The sequence below is a fragment of the Telluria sp. ZB4P36 genome (assembly GCF_059685865.1).
The window spans coordinates 1-14490 of sequence record NZ_JCASIE010000023.1; the positions used below are offsets into that span (position 1 = coordinate 1).

At 66.2% G+C, this 14490-nt stretch carries 12 protein-coding genes; 7 read left to right on the top strand and 5 right to left on the bottom strand.

Going from position 1 to position 14490, the window contains the following annotated elements; translation table 11 throughout:
* Nucleotides 1-154: 154 nt before the first annotated feature.
* The gene (locus AC56LK_RS21880; RefSeq protein ID WP_497186584.1) at nucleotides 155-703 is read right to left on the bottom strand and encodes a Spy/CpxP family protein refolding chaperone; all 549 of its coding nucleotides are present in this window, start codon (nucleotides 701-703) and stop codon (nucleotides 155-157) included.
* A 203-nt stretch (nucleotides 704-906) separates the two neighbouring features.
* Between AC56LK_RS21880 and AC56LK_RS21885 the strand changes: the two genes are divergently transcribed.
* From AC56LK_RS21885 to AC56LK_RS21905, 5 genes are all read left to right on the top strand, one after another.
* Nucleotides 907-1635, top strand: a complete 729-nt coding sequence (locus AC56LK_RS21885) for a response regulator (RefSeq protein ID WP_497186585.1) — start codon at nucleotides 907-909, stop codon at nucleotides 1633-1635.
* On the top strand, nucleotides 1632-2993 hold the full coding sequence (locus tag AC56LK_RS21890) for an ATP-binding protein (RefSeq protein WP_497186586.1): 1362 nt from the start codon (nucleotides 1632-1634) through the stop codon (nucleotides 2991-2993). The genes AC56LK_RS21885 and AC56LK_RS21890 overlap by 4 nt, the downstream gene beginning before the upstream one ends.
* A 117-nt stretch (nucleotides 2994-3110) precedes the next feature.
* Complete coding sequence (locus AC56LK_RS21895; protein ID WP_497186587.1) at nucleotides 3111-4301, top strand: efflux RND transporter periplasmic adaptor subunit; 1191 nt, start codon at nucleotides 3111-3113, stop codon at nucleotides 4299-4301.
* Entirely contained in the window at nucleotides 4298-7390 is a 3093-nt protein-coding gene (locus AC56LK_RS21900) for an efflux RND transporter permease subunit (protein ID WP_497186588.1), read from the top strand. Before AC56LK_RS21895 ends, AC56LK_RS21900 begins: the two co-directional genes overlap by 4 nt.
* A gap of 135 nt (nucleotides 7391-7525) precedes the next feature.
* On the top strand, nucleotides 7526-8437 hold the full coding sequence (locus tag AC56LK_RS21905) for a hypothetical protein (protein WP_497186589.1): 912 nt from the start codon (nucleotides 7526-7528) through the stop codon (nucleotides 8435-8437).
* A 1-nt stretch (nucleotide 8438) separates the two neighbouring features.
* Here the strand turns inward: AC56LK_RS21905 and AC56LK_RS21910 are convergent, their stop codons facing one another.
* Both AC56LK_RS21910 and AC56LK_RS21915 read right to left on the bottom strand, forming a co-directional pair.
* Nucleotides 8439-9317 (bottom strand): RNA polymerase sigma-70 factor, encoded by an 879-nt coding sequence (locus tag AC56LK_RS21910; RefSeq protein WP_497186590.1) that lies wholly within the window; start codon nucleotides 9315-9317, stop codon nucleotides 8439-8441.
* A 20-nt stretch (nucleotides 9318-9337) separates the two neighbouring features.
* Nucleotides 9338-9793 (bottom strand): carboxymuconolactone decarboxylase family protein, encoded by a 456-nt coding sequence (locus tag AC56LK_RS21915; RefSeq protein ID WP_497186591.1) that lies wholly within the window; start codon nucleotides 9791-9793, stop codon nucleotides 9338-9340.
* A 248-nt stretch (nucleotides 9794-10041) separates the two neighbouring features.
* Here AC56LK_RS21915 and AC56LK_RS21920 point away from each other — a divergent pair, with 248 nt between their 5' ends.
* Nucleotides 10042-11745: a tyrosinase family protein gene (locus AC56LK_RS21920; protein ID WP_497186592.1), complete on the top strand. Its 1704-nt coding sequence runs from the start codon at nucleotides 10042-10044 to the stop codon at nucleotides 11743-11745.
* Between the two features lie 62 nt (nucleotides 11746-11807).
* Here the strand turns inward: AC56LK_RS21920 and hemB are convergent, their stop codons facing one another.
* Together hemB and yihA are read right to left on the bottom strand one after the other, a co-directional pair.
* Nucleotides 11808-12821 (bottom strand): porphobilinogen synthase, encoded by a 1014-nt coding sequence (gene hemB, locus AC56LK_RS21925; RefSeq protein WP_497186593.1) that lies wholly within the window; start codon nucleotides 12819-12821, stop codon nucleotides 11808-11810.
* Nucleotides 12822-12847: 26 nt separating this feature from the next.
* Entirely contained in the window at nucleotides 12848-13570 is a 723-nt protein-coding gene (gene yihA, locus AC56LK_RS21930) for a ribosome biogenesis GTP-binding protein YihA/YsxC (RefSeq protein WP_497186594.1), read from the bottom strand.
* Nucleotides 13571-13730: 160 nt separating this feature from the next.
* Here yihA and AC56LK_RS21935 point away from each other — a divergent pair, with 160 nt between their 5' ends.
* Nucleotides 13731-14390: a c-type cytochrome gene (locus AC56LK_RS21935; protein ID WP_497186595.1), complete on the top strand. Its 660-nt coding sequence runs from the start codon at nucleotides 13731-13733 to the stop codon at nucleotides 14388-14390.
* Nucleotides 14391-14490 lie beyond the last annotated feature (100 nt).

Below are 14490 nucleotides of genomic sequence, written 5' to 3' on the forward strand. Positions count from 1 at the left end.
CCTGCACGAGGAAATGGAGCGCGTCATCAAACATGGTGACGCAGGTTAACAGCCTCAGCTACCGTTTACAACACCCCGAAAGAAAAATGCCGCTCAGTCTTAACTGAACGGCATTACGCCCGCGGGCGTCCGTTGTCGTTCAGGCGTCGAGCGTTCAGCCCTGCATCATGCCGTGGCCACGGTGATGACGGCCGCCGCGGCGCTGCTGCTGCTCGTCGAAGACCTTGCGCTGTTCCGGGCTCAAGGCCGCGTACAGGCTGTTCAGGGCCGACAGGCGGGCTTCCATGCGGGCGGTGCGCTGCTTCTGCATCGCGATGCGGCGCTCCAGGCGCTGCGGCGCGGTCAGGGCGGCGCGCTGCTCCTTGCTCAGGCGCTGGCCGGCATGCTCACCCTTGTGCGGCGGGGTCATGCTGGCAACGAAAGCCTGCCACACCGGCTGCTGGGCCGGGGTCAGCTTCAGCGCTTCCTGCAGCCGGGCCTGGCGGGCGGCGCGGCGCTCGGCCATCTTCGCCTGGCGTTGTTCAGGCGACAGGGCACGGAACTCGGCGTGCTTGGCCTGGCGCTCTTCCTTGGTGATGGCGTGGCCGTGGCGGCCTTCCGGCGCGCCGGTCTGGGCTTGCACGCCGAGCGAGGCGCCGGCGATACCAAAGGCAGCCAGCGCAGTCACGATATTCTTGACGATGTTTTTGCGGACGGTGTTCATTGTGTTTTCCTTGGTGAGAGTCTGGTAGGTGTGCACTTTGCATCCGGACTGCTCGCTGCACGGTTCCCATCATCGACCCAAACTGTAACCGAGGAATTTCCCCTGTCCGATACTTTGTATCAATATGTTTCGGGCCTATCGGCATATACAAGCCGATACAAAACCGCTGTCCATGCTTCGCTTAGATGCGGATAATTGCGGTTATGGACAATCCCTCTACGATCTTGATCGTCGACGACGACCGCGATATCCGCACCCTGCTCGCCGACTACCTGGAATCGAACGGCTACCGCACCATGTCGGCCGCCGATGGCACCGGCATGTGGAAGGCGCTCGACGATGCGCGCCCCGACCTCATCGTGCTCGACCTGAACATGCCGGGCGACGATGGCCTGACCCTGTGCCGCAAGCTGCGTGCCACCTCCAGCCTGCCGGTCATCATGCTGACCGCCCGCAACGAGCCGCTCGACCGCATCCTCGGCCTCGAGATGGGCGCCGACGACTACCTGCCGAAACCCTTCGAGCCGCGCGAACTGCTGGCGCGCATCCGCAGCGTGCTGCGCCGCTCGCACGCGATGCCGTCCAATGCCCCGTCCGAGAACGTGCAGCAGATGCGCTTCTCCGGCTGGACCCTCGACCTCACCGCGCGCCACCTGCTCAATCCCCAGGGCGTGGTCATCATGCTGTCGGGCGCCGAGTTCCGTCTGCTGCGCGTGTTCCTGGAGCACCCGAACCGCGTGCTCAACCGTGACCAGCTGCTCAACCTCACCCAGGGCCGCGACGCCGACCCCTTCGACCGCTCGATCGACATCCAGATCAGCCGCCTGCGCCAGAAGCTGGGCGAAGACGCGCGCATGCCGCAGATCATCAAGACCGTGCGCAACGGCGGCTACGTGCTGGCCGGCCAGGTAACGGTGGAGCCGCCCGCGTGAAAGCCTTCCTCGGATCGATGACGGGGCGCGTATTCATCACACTGTTGCTCGGTATCTTGATCTCGGCAGCCCTGACCCAGCTGGCCGCCGACCTCGAGCGCCAGCGCGTGGTCCAGCAGCAGCGCGACCAGCACGTGCTCGAGCGCGCCGAACAACTGGTGATGGCCACCGAAATCGTGCCGACCTCGGCGCGTTCGGTCTACCTGTCGGTGGCCAACCGCCCCGGTTTGCGCCTGGAAGTCGGGGCGCCCGAACCGCTGGCCGGCGTGCCGACCGGCTTTGCCCGCGCGCTGGCGGCGCGCCTTGGCGACGGCTACAGCATCACCTCTGCGGCCAGCCGCCCGGCCTCGTGCGACATGCCGCACCAGTTGCCGGTGCTGTATGGCCTGCTGAGCGTGCAGTGGCGCGGCGCCTGCGAGATGCTCAACGTGCGCCTGCGTGACGGCGAGGAACTGCGCCTGTCGGTCCTGCCGCCGCGTACCGCCATCACCGGTCCCGAGACCGACTACCGCACCACCATCGCCCTGTTCCTGCTCAGCATTGCCGCGCTCGCCTACGTGGTGGCGCGCATGACCACCCGCCCGCTCAAGGTGCTGGCGCGGGCCGCCCAGGACCTGGGCCAGGACATCAACCGCGCGCCGCTCGCATTGACCGGCGCCAGCGAGATCCGCCAGGCCAGTGCCGCCTTCAATGCGATGCAGGCGCGGATCCGCCAGTACATTTTCCAGCGTACCCAGATGCTGGCGGCGATCACGCATGACCTGCAGACGCCGCTGACCCGCATGCGCCTGCGCCTCGAAAAGGTGCCGGATGCGGAATTGCAGGAACGCCTGATCGGCGACCTGTCGGCCATGCAGGAAATGGTGCGCGAAGGCCTGGTGCTGGCGCGCAGCATGGACACCACCGAGAACATGCAGATGCTCGACCTCGACTCGCTGCTCGAGGCCGTGTGCGCCGATGCCGTCGACGCCGGCCAGCAGGTGGCGCTGAAGGGGCAGGCCGGCATTGCCCTGCTGGGCCGGCCGATGGACCTGCGCCGCTGCCTCGGCAACCTGATCGACAACGCGGTGAAGTACGGCCGCGATGCACGCGTTTGCGTCGAGCGGATCAACGGCGCGGCGCGGGTGCGCATCCGCGACAGCGGCCCCGGCATCCCGGCGGGCGAACTGGTGCGGGTGTTCGACCCGTTCTACCGGGTCGAAACCTCGCGCTCGCGCGAGTCGGGCGGTACCGGCCTCGGCCTGACCATCGCCCGCAACATCGCCGAACAGCATGGCGGCAGCATCGCGCTGGCCAACCACCCGGAAGGCGGCCTGGAAGTGACGCTGGTGCTGCCGGAGTACTACCCGAACAAATAAGCACAGCAAAACTTGGCGGATACACAATCCTGATACATGGCCGTGCGAGAATGCAGCGCGGCGCAGGCCGCTTAACACAAGGGAAAGAGCCGCAGGGAATGGCGGCAAGGGACGAACATGAAAAAGAAGAACGCGGGATTCATCGTGGGTGTCGTGGCGTTGGCCGTCGCCGGCGCCTGGTACCTGAACAAGGGTGACGGCGCCCACGCCGACAATGGCCAGGGCGGCAAAGGCCCGGGCGGCAAGGGCGGCATGCCGCCGACCACCGTCAACGTGATCGCACCCCAGCGCCAGGACGTCGGCGTCGAGCTGTCCGCGAACGGCACCGTGACCCCGGTGCGCACCGTCGACCTGCATCCGCAGACCACCGCCACCATCCGCCAGGTGCACATCCGCGAAGGCCAGTTCGTCAAGGAAGGCCAGCTCATGTTCTCGCTGGACGACCGCGCCGACCGCGCCAACGTCGCCCGTGCCGAAGCGCAAGTGGCGCAGAACCGCGCCACCCTGGCCGACCTCGAGCGCCAGTACAAGCGCAGCCAGGAACTGTCTTCCCAGGGTTTCCTGTCGCAGAGCGCGGTCGACTCCCTCAAGAGCCAGGTCGACGCAGCCCGTGCGCAGGTAGCGAGCAATGCCGCGGCATCGCGCGCCAGCCGGGTCAGCGCCAGCTACACCAGCATCCGCGCCCCGATGTCGGGCCGCGTCGGCGCCATCGACATCCATCCGGGCGCCCTGGTGCAGCCGGCCACGTCGCTCACCACCATCACCCAGCTGGATCCGATCGACGTCTCGTTCAACATGCCGGAATCCGCGCTCGGCGCACTGCTGTCGGCGCAGCGCGCCGGCAAGGTGGCGGTGCAGGCCTCGACCGGCGGCGAGGCCAAGCCGGTCAGCGGCGAGCTGAAGTTCGTCGACAACGCGGTCGACCCTAGCGCCGGCACCATCCGCGTGAAAGCCCAGTTCGCCAATCCGGAGTCCAGCCTGTGGCCGGGCCAGTACGTGACGACCCGCGTCACCGTCCAGACCATCCGCGACGCCGTCGTGATCCCGCAGAACGCGATCATCACCAGCACCCAGGGCACCTTCGTCTACGTGGTGGGCGAGGGCAGCGAAGCAAAACAGGTCAAGGTGGCGCGCCTGCACGGCTTCGGCGAGTATGCTGCCGTGACCGGCCTGCAAGGGACCGAGAAGGTCATTACCGAGGGCAAGCAGAACCTGCGTCCGGGTGGCAAGGTACGTCCGGCCAGCGCCCCGGTTGCCGGTGCCAAACCACAAACCGCGGCGCCCGCCCAGAAGGGTGACAAGGCATGAACCTGTCGGAACTGTGTATCCGCCGTCCCGTGATGGTGGTCCTGCTGTCGATCAGCCTGGTCCTGGTCGGCGTGCTGGCCTACATGCACATCCCGGTCGCGGCGCTGCCGAGCTATAACACGCCGGTCATCAACGTCAACGCCAACCTCGCGGGCGCCAGCCCGGAGAACATGGCCTCGTCGGTCGCGCTGCCGCTGGAAAAGCAGTTCGCGACCATCGCCGGCATCAAGATGATCAGCTCGACCAGCACCCAGGGCAACACCTCGCTGACGCTCGAGTTCGACGAATCGATCGACGTCAACCAGGCCGCCGTCGACGTGCAGGCCGCGCTGCTGCAGGCCCAGCGCCAGCTGCCGCAGGAAATGACCGATTTGCCGTCCTATCGCAAGATCAACCCGGCCGACGCCCCGATCCTGTTCATGCACATGACCTCGCCGTCGATGGACTTGTCGGAGCTGAACGACTACGCGGAAAACCTGGTCTCGCCGGCGATCTCGACCCTGCCCGGCATCGCCCAGGTGACGGTCAACGGCGGCAAGCGCTTCGCGGTGCGGGTGCGCGCCCAGCATGACCTGATGAGCGCACGCAATATCTCGATGTCCGAACTGGCCACCGCGCTGCGCTCGGCCAATTCGATCACCCCGCTCGGCATCCTGGACGGCCCGACCCAGACCCTGACCATCCAGGGCGGCGGCCAGCTGATGCGCGCGGCCGACTTCGCCGGCCTGATCGTCGCCACCCGCGAGGGCCTGCCGGTTCGCCTGCGCGACATCGCCCAGGTCGAGGACAGCTACCAGTCGGTCAAGGCCATGGGCAGCCTGAACGGCGAACGCTCGATCGTGCTGATGGTGCAGCGCCAGCCGAACGCGAACACCGTGCAGGTGGTCGACTCGGTGCGCGAGCTGATGCCGCGCTTCGAGACCCAGCTGCCGCAGTCGATCAAGATCCACCTGGTCAACGACCGCTCGGATTCGATCCGCGAAGCGATCCACGACGTCAACCTGACCCTGGCCGGCACCGTCGTGCTGGTCATCCTGGTGATCTTCCTGTTCCTGCACCGCCTGACCGCGACCTTCATCCCGGCCGTTACCGTGCCGATCTCGCTGCTGGGCGCGCTCTCGCTGCTCTACGCCTTCGGCTACAGCCTCGACAACATTTCCCTGCTCGGCATCACGCTGGCGGTCGGCCTGGTGGTCGACGACGCCATCGTGGTGCTGGAAAACATCGTGCGCCACATGGAGATGGGCAAGAAGCCGATGCAGGCGGCCCTGGTCGGCTCGCGCGAGATGGGCTTCACCATCATCTCGATCTCGATCTCGCTGGTGGCCGTGTTCATCCCGATCTTCTTCATGCCGGGCGTGATCGGCCTGCTGTTCCGCGAATTCGCGGTGATCGTCGGCCTGGCGGTGCTGGTCTCGGCCGTGGTCTCGCTGACCCTGGTGCCGATGCTGTGCTCGCGCCTGATCAAGCATGGCGGCCACGTCGACCCGAAAGAAATGTCCTGGATCGGCCGCCGCTTCGAAGCCATGTTCACCAACGTGCGCGACGGCTACGGCCGCAGCCTGGACATGGCGCTGCGCCACCGCTTCCTGGTGCTGATGCTGGCGCTCGGCACCTTCGTGCTGACCGCCGTGCTCTACATGACCATGCCGAAGGGCTTCTTCCCGGAAGAAGACATCGGCCAGCTGCGCGTGACCGTCGAAGCCTCGGAAGACACCTCCTCGCTGGCACTGCAGAAGCTGCAGGCCCAGGTGGTGGACATCGTGCGCGCCAACCCCCACGTGAAGGACGTGACCTCGTTCACCGGCGGCGGCAATACCGGCCGCATGTTCCTGGTGCTGAAGCCGCGCGGCGAGCGTCCGCCGATGCCGCAGGTGGTCGACGCGTTGCGCAAGGCCACGCGCCAGGTCGCCGGCGTGCAGGTCTTCCTGTCGCCGGTGCAGAACCTGCAGCTGGGCGGCCGCCAGTCCAAGAGCCGCTACCAGTACACGCTGCAGAGCGTGTCGGGCGGCGAGATCGGCGGCTGGGCCGACCAGTTCATGGAACGCATGCGTCTAGATGCGCGCTTCCGCGACGTCACCAGCGACTCGCAGAACAAGGCGCTGCAGGCCACCATCGACATCGACCGCGACAAGGCGGCGCTGCTGGGCGTCGAGATGGCCGATATCCGCACCGTGCTGTACGCCTCCTTCGGCGAGCGCCAGGTCTCGACCATCTACTCGACCGCGGCCAGCTACTACGTGATCCTGGAAGCCGCGGCCAGCGACCGCTACTACGACGAAGCGCTGTCGCGGGTCTCGGTGCGTTCCAAGAACGGCGAGCTGGTGAAACTGTCGAGCTTTGCCACCGTCAAGCGCACGGTCGGCCCGCTGGCGGTCAACCACCAGGGCCAGCTGCAGGCGATCACCCTGTCCTTCAACCTGGCGCCGGGCGTGCCGCTGGGCGACGCCACCACGGCGATCGAACAGATGGGACGCGAGATGAAGCTGCCGGCCTCGATCATCACCAACTACGGCGGCGACGCGGCGGTGTTCAAGGACACCCAGTCGAGCCAGCTCATCCTGATCATCACCGCCATCGGCGTGATCTATGTGCTGCTGGGTGTGTTGTACGAGAGCTATATTCACCCGCTCACCATCCTGGCCGGCCTGCCGTCGGCGGCGGTGGGGGCGCTGCTGACCCTGTGGCTGTTCGACATGGACCTGACCCTGATCGCCATGATCGGTATCCTGATGCTGATCGGTATCGTCAAGAAGAACGCGATCATGATGATCGACTTCGCCCTCGACGCCCAGCGCAACCAGGGCATGAAGCCCCAGGAGGCGATCCGCGAGGCCTGCATCCTGCGCTTCCGCCCGATCCTGATGACGACCCTGGCGGCAATGATGGGCGCGCTGCCGATCGCGCTGGGCATTGGCGCCGGCGCCGAGCTGCGCCAGCCGCTCGGCCTGGCGGTGGTGGGCGGCCTGATCTTCTCGCAGGTCATCACCCTGTACATCACCCCGGTGATCTATCTCTACCTCGACAAGTACAGCGGCACCGGCCCGATGACGGACCGGCAACTGTCCAAGCTCGAGGCGGCACACTGACGGGAAGGGCAGGCGGACTACTCCGCCTGCCGGTTTCCGGCAACGCTAAGCTTCCCCTAAGCTGCGCCACTGCCATAAAACGGTTAGACTGCGGCTCTCGTGCAGCCTTATTGACAGCCAGGAACCCGTTCGACCTTGCGTGACCATTCCCACATCTACGAAGAGCACAGCGACGTGTGCGCCCACTGCGGCCAGCCACTGCCGATGCGGGGCCGCCCGGCGCTCACCTACGGCCGCCAGGGACCGAACCATCCGGCGCTGATCGGCACGGTCCTGCTGCACGTACTGCTGGTCGTGATCTGGTTGTTCCAGCCTGACAAGGATGCGAAGCAGGCCAAGCCGGCCTCGGGCGACGAGGGCAAGGTGGTCTACGTCGCGCCAATGCAACAAAAACCGGCGGAGGCGCCACGCGCGCAGGCGCCCAGGCCCTTGCCGCTGCCGTCCATCCCGGTGCCGCTCCAGGAGCGGATCGAGATTGCACGCTTGCCGGACACCATCACCACGCCGCCGGAAGAGCCGGTCAAGGAAAGCAAACCGCCGCAGAAGTTCGACGAGCAAAAGCCCGTCGACATGCAGGACTTCATCAATGCGCGCCGCCGCCAGCGCGGCGCGGCAACCGGCAGCGAACAGCCGGCGTCTGAGGAAAGCGACGCGGCGAAGGGCATGCGCAATGCGCTGGCCAACGTCGCCGCCATCAACGGCCGCGGCCGCGAAGACCGCAACGAGAGCGGCGGCGTGTTCTCGATCTCGAACAAGACCTTCCACAGCATGGACCTGAAGTTCCGCGGCTGGAACCCGAACTTCCAGCGCCGCTGGCTGACGCAGGTGACGGTGGAGCAGGGCAGCGAGCCGGACGTCGAGATTGCCGTGGTCAAGAAGATGATCGAGCTGATCCGCCGCGAAAAGACCGGCGACTTCGAGTGGGACTCGCACCGGCTCGGGCGCATCGTCAAGCTGAGCGCCAGGCCGCAGGACACGGACGCCCTGATGACTTTCCTGTTCAAGGAAATGTTCCCGGAGTACAAACCGCCGCCGCAATGGCGCTGATTCAGTTCCCCAGGTCCACGGCGCCGAGTTTGTCGGGATTGCGCATCGCGTAGATGGCGACGATGCGCTCGCCATCGGTCACGAAGGCCTGGGCCGATTCGAGCCGGCCGTCGATGTAGCGCAGCAGGCCGGGTTCGCCATTCACCAGTGCCATGCGGTAGGCCAGGCGCGGCGCATTGCGCAGGTAGACCGCCTTGTACAGGTTGGCGATGCGCTGGGCGCCGCGTACGATCTTCATGAACGACGCGACCTTGCCGCCGCCGTCGGCCACGATGGCGACGTCCTCGGCCAGCAAGTCCCTGAGCGCCGCCCCGTCGCCCCGGCTGGCGGCCAGCAGGAAGCGTTCGAGCAGGCTGCGGTGCACGTCCTTGCGCACCTGGAAGCGCGGCGTGTCGCGGCGCACCCGCTCGCTGGCGCGGTGCACCAGCTGCCGGCAGGCGGCCTCGCTCTTGCCGAGCACCGCCGCCAGCTCGCCGTAGTCCTGGTCGAAGGCCTGGCGCAGCAAAAAAGCCGCACGTTCCTCGGGCGCCAGCCGTTCCAGCACCCACATCAGCGCCACCGACAGCTCGCTGGCCAGTTCGGCCGCGTCCTCCGGGGTGCGCTCGTCCACGCCGACCAGCGGTTCGGGCAGCCATTCGCCGATGTAGTGTTCGCGCTGGACCTTGGCCGCACGCAGGCGGTCGATCGACAGGCGGGTCACCACGGACACCAGCCATGCTTCGTCCGAGCGCAGCGGGCCGCGGCCCGGATCGCTCCAGCGCAGCCAGGCGTCCTGGACCACGTCTTCCGCATCGGCGCGGATGCCGAGCATGCGGTAGGCGACCGAGAACAGGCGCGGGCGCAAGGCCGAGAAGCGCTGGACTTCGTCCTGCTGAGCCATCGTCGCTGCTCCGGCCGGGTTCAGGGGAAGGCCGCGCGGGCCACCGGCTGGCGGAATCCGATCGCCATCCGGTTCCAGGCATTCATCAGGGCCGTTGCAAAGCCGAGGTCGGCAATCTCCCGTTCGGAAAACAATTCCTTCAAGGGCAGGAAGACCGCGTCGGGCACCTCGCCGTGTTCCAGGCGGGTCGCCGCTTCGGCCCAGGCCAGGGCGGCGCGCTCGCGCGCGCTGAAGAAATCCGTTTCGCGCCAGGTCGCCAGGCTATTGATGCGCTGGAAGTCTTCGCCCCCCGAGACGAGGTCGCGGGCATGCTTGTCGACGCAGAAGGCGCAGCCGTTGACCTGCGAAACGCGCAGGAAGACCAGGTGCACCAGTGGCTTGCCGAGCGGCGAAGCGTCGAGGGCGGTTCCCGCCGCGCCCAGGGCCTGGTAGACGGTGGGGGAAAGGGAGTAATAGGGGAGGCGGAGCGCGGACATGGTGTTTCCTTTTTCAAAAAGTGGCTTAGTCCCTCTTAGACGAGCCAGCCCGGTGTTCTGTGACAGCTTTGCACCCCGGAAACGCGTTCAATCTGGCGCAATAGCGCGGCACTCAGTACTGTTGTGTTTGCCCATATGACAAGCGAACTGAAGCGCTTAGGCTGGTTTTACGCCTACCGATCCGGCTAGGCCAGCCATGTCCGGGGAAGGCCTCCGGGCATCGTTCACACTCTACCGGAGAGCACGTCATGATCGACAAGCCATACGAGGTGTGCAACCAGTCGCGCCGCGCCACGCTGAAAGCGGCCAGCCTCGCCGTCTGCACCACCATGCTGCCACTGGGTGGCCTGGCCCGTGCCAACGCGCCGGCGCCGCGCTACCGCCGCTACAACGCGTCGGGCCCGCATGGTGCGCGCATGCTGAAAAGCTATGCCAAGGCCGTGCGCGCCATGCTGGCCCTGCCGCCCGAGGATCCGCGCAACTGGTACCGCCAGGCCATCATCCACACGCTGGACTGCCCGCACGGCAACTGGTGGTTCCTGCCCTGGCACCGCGCCTACCTCGGCTGGTTCGAACAGATCTGCCGCGACCTGAGCGGCGATCCGCAATTCGCCCTGCCGTACTGGGACTGGACTGCGGAGCAGAAAGTCCCGAACGGCATGTTCGACGACGTGCTCGACCCCAACCATGCGGCCTACACGGCGACCGCCGGCGATTTCCAGCGCGCCCTGGGCGGCGTGCTCGAAGGCGCCGGCTACTGGTCCTTGCCCGGCGGGAGCTTCAATCCCCGTTCGCAGCTCAGCCAGCTGCTGACGCGCCGCATCCGCTTCGAGCAGGACGTGATGTTCGACATGGTGACCGATCCGCGTGGCCGCATGTTCTTCGACCAGCCGGGCGCGCGCGGCATGCGGCGCGAGCAGCCGGGCTTCTCGCTGGCCACGGCCGACGCCTGCTCCCTGGCCACGATCCAGGCCGCTCTGGCGGCGCCCGACTTCCCCACCTTCGGCAGCCCGAAGACCGCGAATCACAGCACTTCGGCCGGTTTCGGTATCCTGGAAGCCCGGCCCCACAATTCGATCCACCGCTGCGTGGGTTCGCGCAACTGCAATTTCGTCGAGACGCGCGGCTTCATGGCCAGCATGCTGTCGCCGGTGGACCCGATCTTCTTCCTCCACCACGGCAACATCGACCGCCTGTGGGAGGTCTGGACCCGCCGCCAGATGCGCCTCGGCCTGCCGCACCTGCCGGCCGGTGCCGAGCTGCGCACCGACTTGCCCGACGCAGAGAAATCGGCGGCGGAACGCGCGACCGATTACTACCGCTGGGCACGCCAAAACTTCCTGTTCTTCGTCGACAAGGAAGGCAAGCCCGTGACCAAGACCCGGACCGATGACTACGCCGCGATGAGCGCCTTCGACTACGGCTACGAGCAGGGTTCCGGCGACGACGCCGTGCCGGCGGCCGTGGCCGTCCCGCGCGGGAAAGCGATGCGCGGGCAGGTCGTCGAGGGTAGCGTGCTCAGGCGGCGGGTCGACAGGGCGAAACCGGCCAGCGCGCAAGTGCGCCTGCCCGGCACCATGGTCGATGCGGCCAGGACGGGCAGCCAGGTGCTGGTGGCCAACGTCACCCTGAACTTCCCCCAGATGTCGCACGACGCCTACATGGTGATCCTCAACGGGCCGGACGACCTGTCGCACGTGGACGCGTCCAGCCCCCACTACCTGGCAACCATCATGATGTTCGGCCACCGCGGCACCCACGGCGCCCTGACCTATACCTTGCCGCTAAGCGACAAGCTGCGCCAATCGATGCCGGCGGACGGCAGCATCCAGTTGCGCATCGTGCCGATGTGTACGCCGGATTGCCATGAGGACGGCCATGACCATCAGCATCACGATACGGCCCATGGCGAGGCGGTCGAGCTGCTGGCGGTGAACGTCCAGGCTTACTGACGGGGCAACAAAAAACCGCGCTGAGTGTGAACTGAGCGCGGTTCTTCGTGAGAGGCAGATACTCAGCCCTGCGCCTTCAGCTTGCGCGCCACGTCCAGCGCGAAATAGGTCAGCACGCCGTCGGCGCCCGCCCGCTTGAAAGCCATCATCGATTCCATCATGACCTTGTCATGGTCCAGCCAGCCGTTCTGCGCCGCCGCCTTGATCATCGCGTACTCGCCGCTGACCTGGTAGGCGAAGGTCGGCACCTTGAACTCGTCCTTCACGCGGCGCACCACGTCCAGGTAGGGCATGCCCGGCTTGACCATCACCATGTCGGCGCCTTCGGCCAGGTCGAGCGCCACTTCGCGCAGGGCTTCGTCGCTGTTGGCCGGATCCATCTGGTAGGTGTTCTTGTCGGCCTTGCCCAGGTTGGCGGCCGAGCCGACCGCGTCGCGGAACGGCCCATAGAAGCTCGATGCGTACTTGGCCGAGTAGGCCATGATGCGGGTGTGGATGTGGCCGTTCGCTTCCAGGGCGTTGCGGATCGCGCCGATCCGGCCGTCCATCATGTCCGAGGGCGCCACCACGTCGACGCCGGCCTCGGCCTGCGCCAGGGCCTGGCGGATCAGCATCTCGATGGTCTTCTCGTTGACGATGTAGCCGTTCTCGTCCGGCAGGCCGTCCTGGCCGTGGGTCGTGTAGGGATCGAGCGCCACGTCGGTCATGATGCCCAGTTCCGGGAACTGGCGCTTCAGTTCGCGCACGGCGCGCGGCACCAGGCCTTCCGGGTTGGTCGCCTCGATGCCGTCATGGGTCTTGAGCGCCGGATCGCAGACCGGGAACAGGGCCAGCATCGGGATGCCCAGGGCCACGCATTCCTCGGCCACTTTCAGCAGCAGGTCCACCGACACCCGCTCCACGCCCGGCATCGAGGCCACCTGCTGGCGCTGGTTCTCGCCCTCGAGGATAAAGACCGGATAGATCAGGTCCGAGGCGGTCACGACATTCTCGCGCATCAGGGCGCGCGAGAACGGATCGCGGCGCATGCGGCGCATGCGGGCGGCAGGGTAGGTGGCGGGGGTGATGATGGTCATGGTCGTCCAGTGGTGAGTCTGAAGGATTATTCCGAATCAGGAGCGGCAGCCGAATCCTCGTCGGTGCCGCCGGCTTCCGGCGCTTCGCCATCCAGCCCCAGCAGCTCGAGGATCTTGGCGTCCGCCTCCTCGATGCCGATGCGCTTGAGCGCCGAGAACAGCTGCACCGTGAAGGGGAAGCCTTCGCCTTCCTCGTCGACGTAGCTGTCGAGGATTTGGCGCGCCTGGCGCAAGGCGTTGGTCTTTTCGTTCTGGTTGAGCTTGTCCGCCTTGGTCAGGATGCAGTGGATCGGCTTGCCGGTAGGGGCGAACCATTCGAGCATCTGGATGTCGAGGTCGGTGAAGGGACGGCGCGAATCCATGATCAGGACCAGCGCGGCCAGCTGCTCGCGGCGCTGGACGTAGTCGCCCAGCAGCTTCTGCCAGTGCAGCTTGGCATTGCCGGACACTTCGGCGTAGCCGTAGCCCGGCAGGTCGACCAGCAGCGCTTCGATCTCGTCGACCCGGACCGCGTCCTTGCGGTGCTGGCCCACGTGGGCGCCGCCGATCGAGAAGTAATTGATGTGCTGGGTGCGGCCGGGCGTCTTCGACGCGAAGGCCAGGCCCTTCTGGTTGGTGAGGATGTTGATCGCCGTGGATTTGCCCGCATTCGAGCGGCCGGCGAAGGCGATTTCGGGCACTTGCGTGCCAGGGAGATCGCGCACCTGATTAACGGTCGTGAAGAACCGGGCCTGCCAAAGTCTGGACATAAGGGAAGGTGTAAATGACAACGAAATGGCGATGAGGAAACAAAGCTATTGTACAATAAGGGGTTGAACCATGCTCCGCTCCGGGGGAGTACCAAGAAGGCTGCTGCACTGTTTCACTGTAAATCCAAAATTCTGTTTTTGACTTTTTCAGGGTGCTTGAATGAATCGTTTGACGTTTCCGCTTTTGAAGTCCTTGTTGGTTGCAAGCCTGGTCCTGTGCAATAGTGCCTCCGCGGCTACGCCAACCGCCGTCGCCAAGGCCGACCCGGCCAAGGGCGGAACCCTCTACGATGCGGGCGACGCCGCGCGCGGCCTGCCTGCCTGCATGTCCTGCCATGGCGCCGCCGGCAACTCGACCATCGTCGCCAACCCGAAACTCTCGGGCCAGATCGCCGACTACACCCACAAGCAGCTGGTCGACTTCACCACTCCGAACCGCCAGAACCCGGTCATGACGACCTACGCCAAGATGCTGACCGAGGACGAGAAGCGCCATATCGCCGCCTACCTCGCCACCCAGAAGGCCAAGCCGGGCGCCGCCAAGAACAAGGACACCGTCGAACTGGGCCGCAAGATCTACCGCGGCGGCATTGCCGAGAAGGGCGTCGCCGCCTGCGCCAGCTGCCACGGCGCCACCGCTGGCGGCATCCCGGCCCAATACCCGCGCCTGTCGGGCCAGCACCAGGACTACACCTATGCCCAGCTGGACGCCTTCAAGAACGGCACCCGCAAGAACAGCGTCCAGATGACCACGCTCGCGCAGCGCATGTCGCCGGAAGAAATGAAGGCGGTGTCCGACTATATCGCGGGCCTGAAGTAAGCAGCGCCAGGAACGTAAAAACAAAGGGCGGCGGCGCTGAGCTGGCTGCCCTTTTTGCTGTATGCTCGGCCGATTTGCTGGCGCTTTACGGAAGTAGTGG

Excerpts from the sequence above, each read along its gene's own strand:
- AC56LK_RS21910 (WP_497186590.1), bottom strand. The coding sequence starts at position 9,317 with ATGGCTCAGCAGGACGAAGTCCAGCGCTTCTCGGCCTTGCGCCCGCGC.
- hemB (WP_497186593.1), bottom strand. The coding sequence starts at position 12,821 with ATGACCATCATCACCCCCGCCACCTACCCTGCCGCCCGCATGCGCCGC.
- AC56LK_RS21920 (WP_497186592.1), top strand. The coding sequence starts at position 10,042 with ATGATCGACAAGCCATACGAGGTGTGCAACCAGTCGCGCCGCGCCACG.
- yihA (WP_497186594.1), bottom strand. The coding sequence starts at position 13,570 with ATGTCCAGACTTTGGCAGGCCCGGTTCTTCACGACCGTTAATCAGGTG.
- AC56LK_RS21900 (WP_497186588.1), top strand. The coding sequence starts at position 4,298 with ATGAACCTGTCGGAACTGTGTATCCGCCGTCCCGTGATGGTGGTCCTG.
- AC56LK_RS21895 (WP_497186587.1), top strand. The coding sequence starts at position 3,111 with ATGAAAAAGAAGAACGCGGGATTCATCGTGGGTGTCGTGGCGTTGGCC.
- AC56LK_RS21935 (WP_497186595.1), top strand. The coding sequence starts at position 13,731 with ATGAATCGTTTGACGTTTCCGCTTTTGAAGTCCTTGTTGGTTGCAAGC.
- AC56LK_RS21885 (WP_497186585.1), top strand. The coding sequence starts at position 907 with ATGGACAATCCCTCTACGATCTTGATCGTCGACGACGACCGCGATATC.
- AC56LK_RS21880 (WP_497186584.1), bottom strand. The coding sequence starts at position 703 with ATGAACACCGTCCGCAAAAACATCGTCAAGAATATCGTGACTGCGCTG.
- AC56LK_RS21915 (WP_497186591.1), bottom strand. The coding sequence starts at position 9,793 with ATGTCCGCGCTCCGCCTCCCCTATTACTCCCTTTCCCCCACCGTCTAC.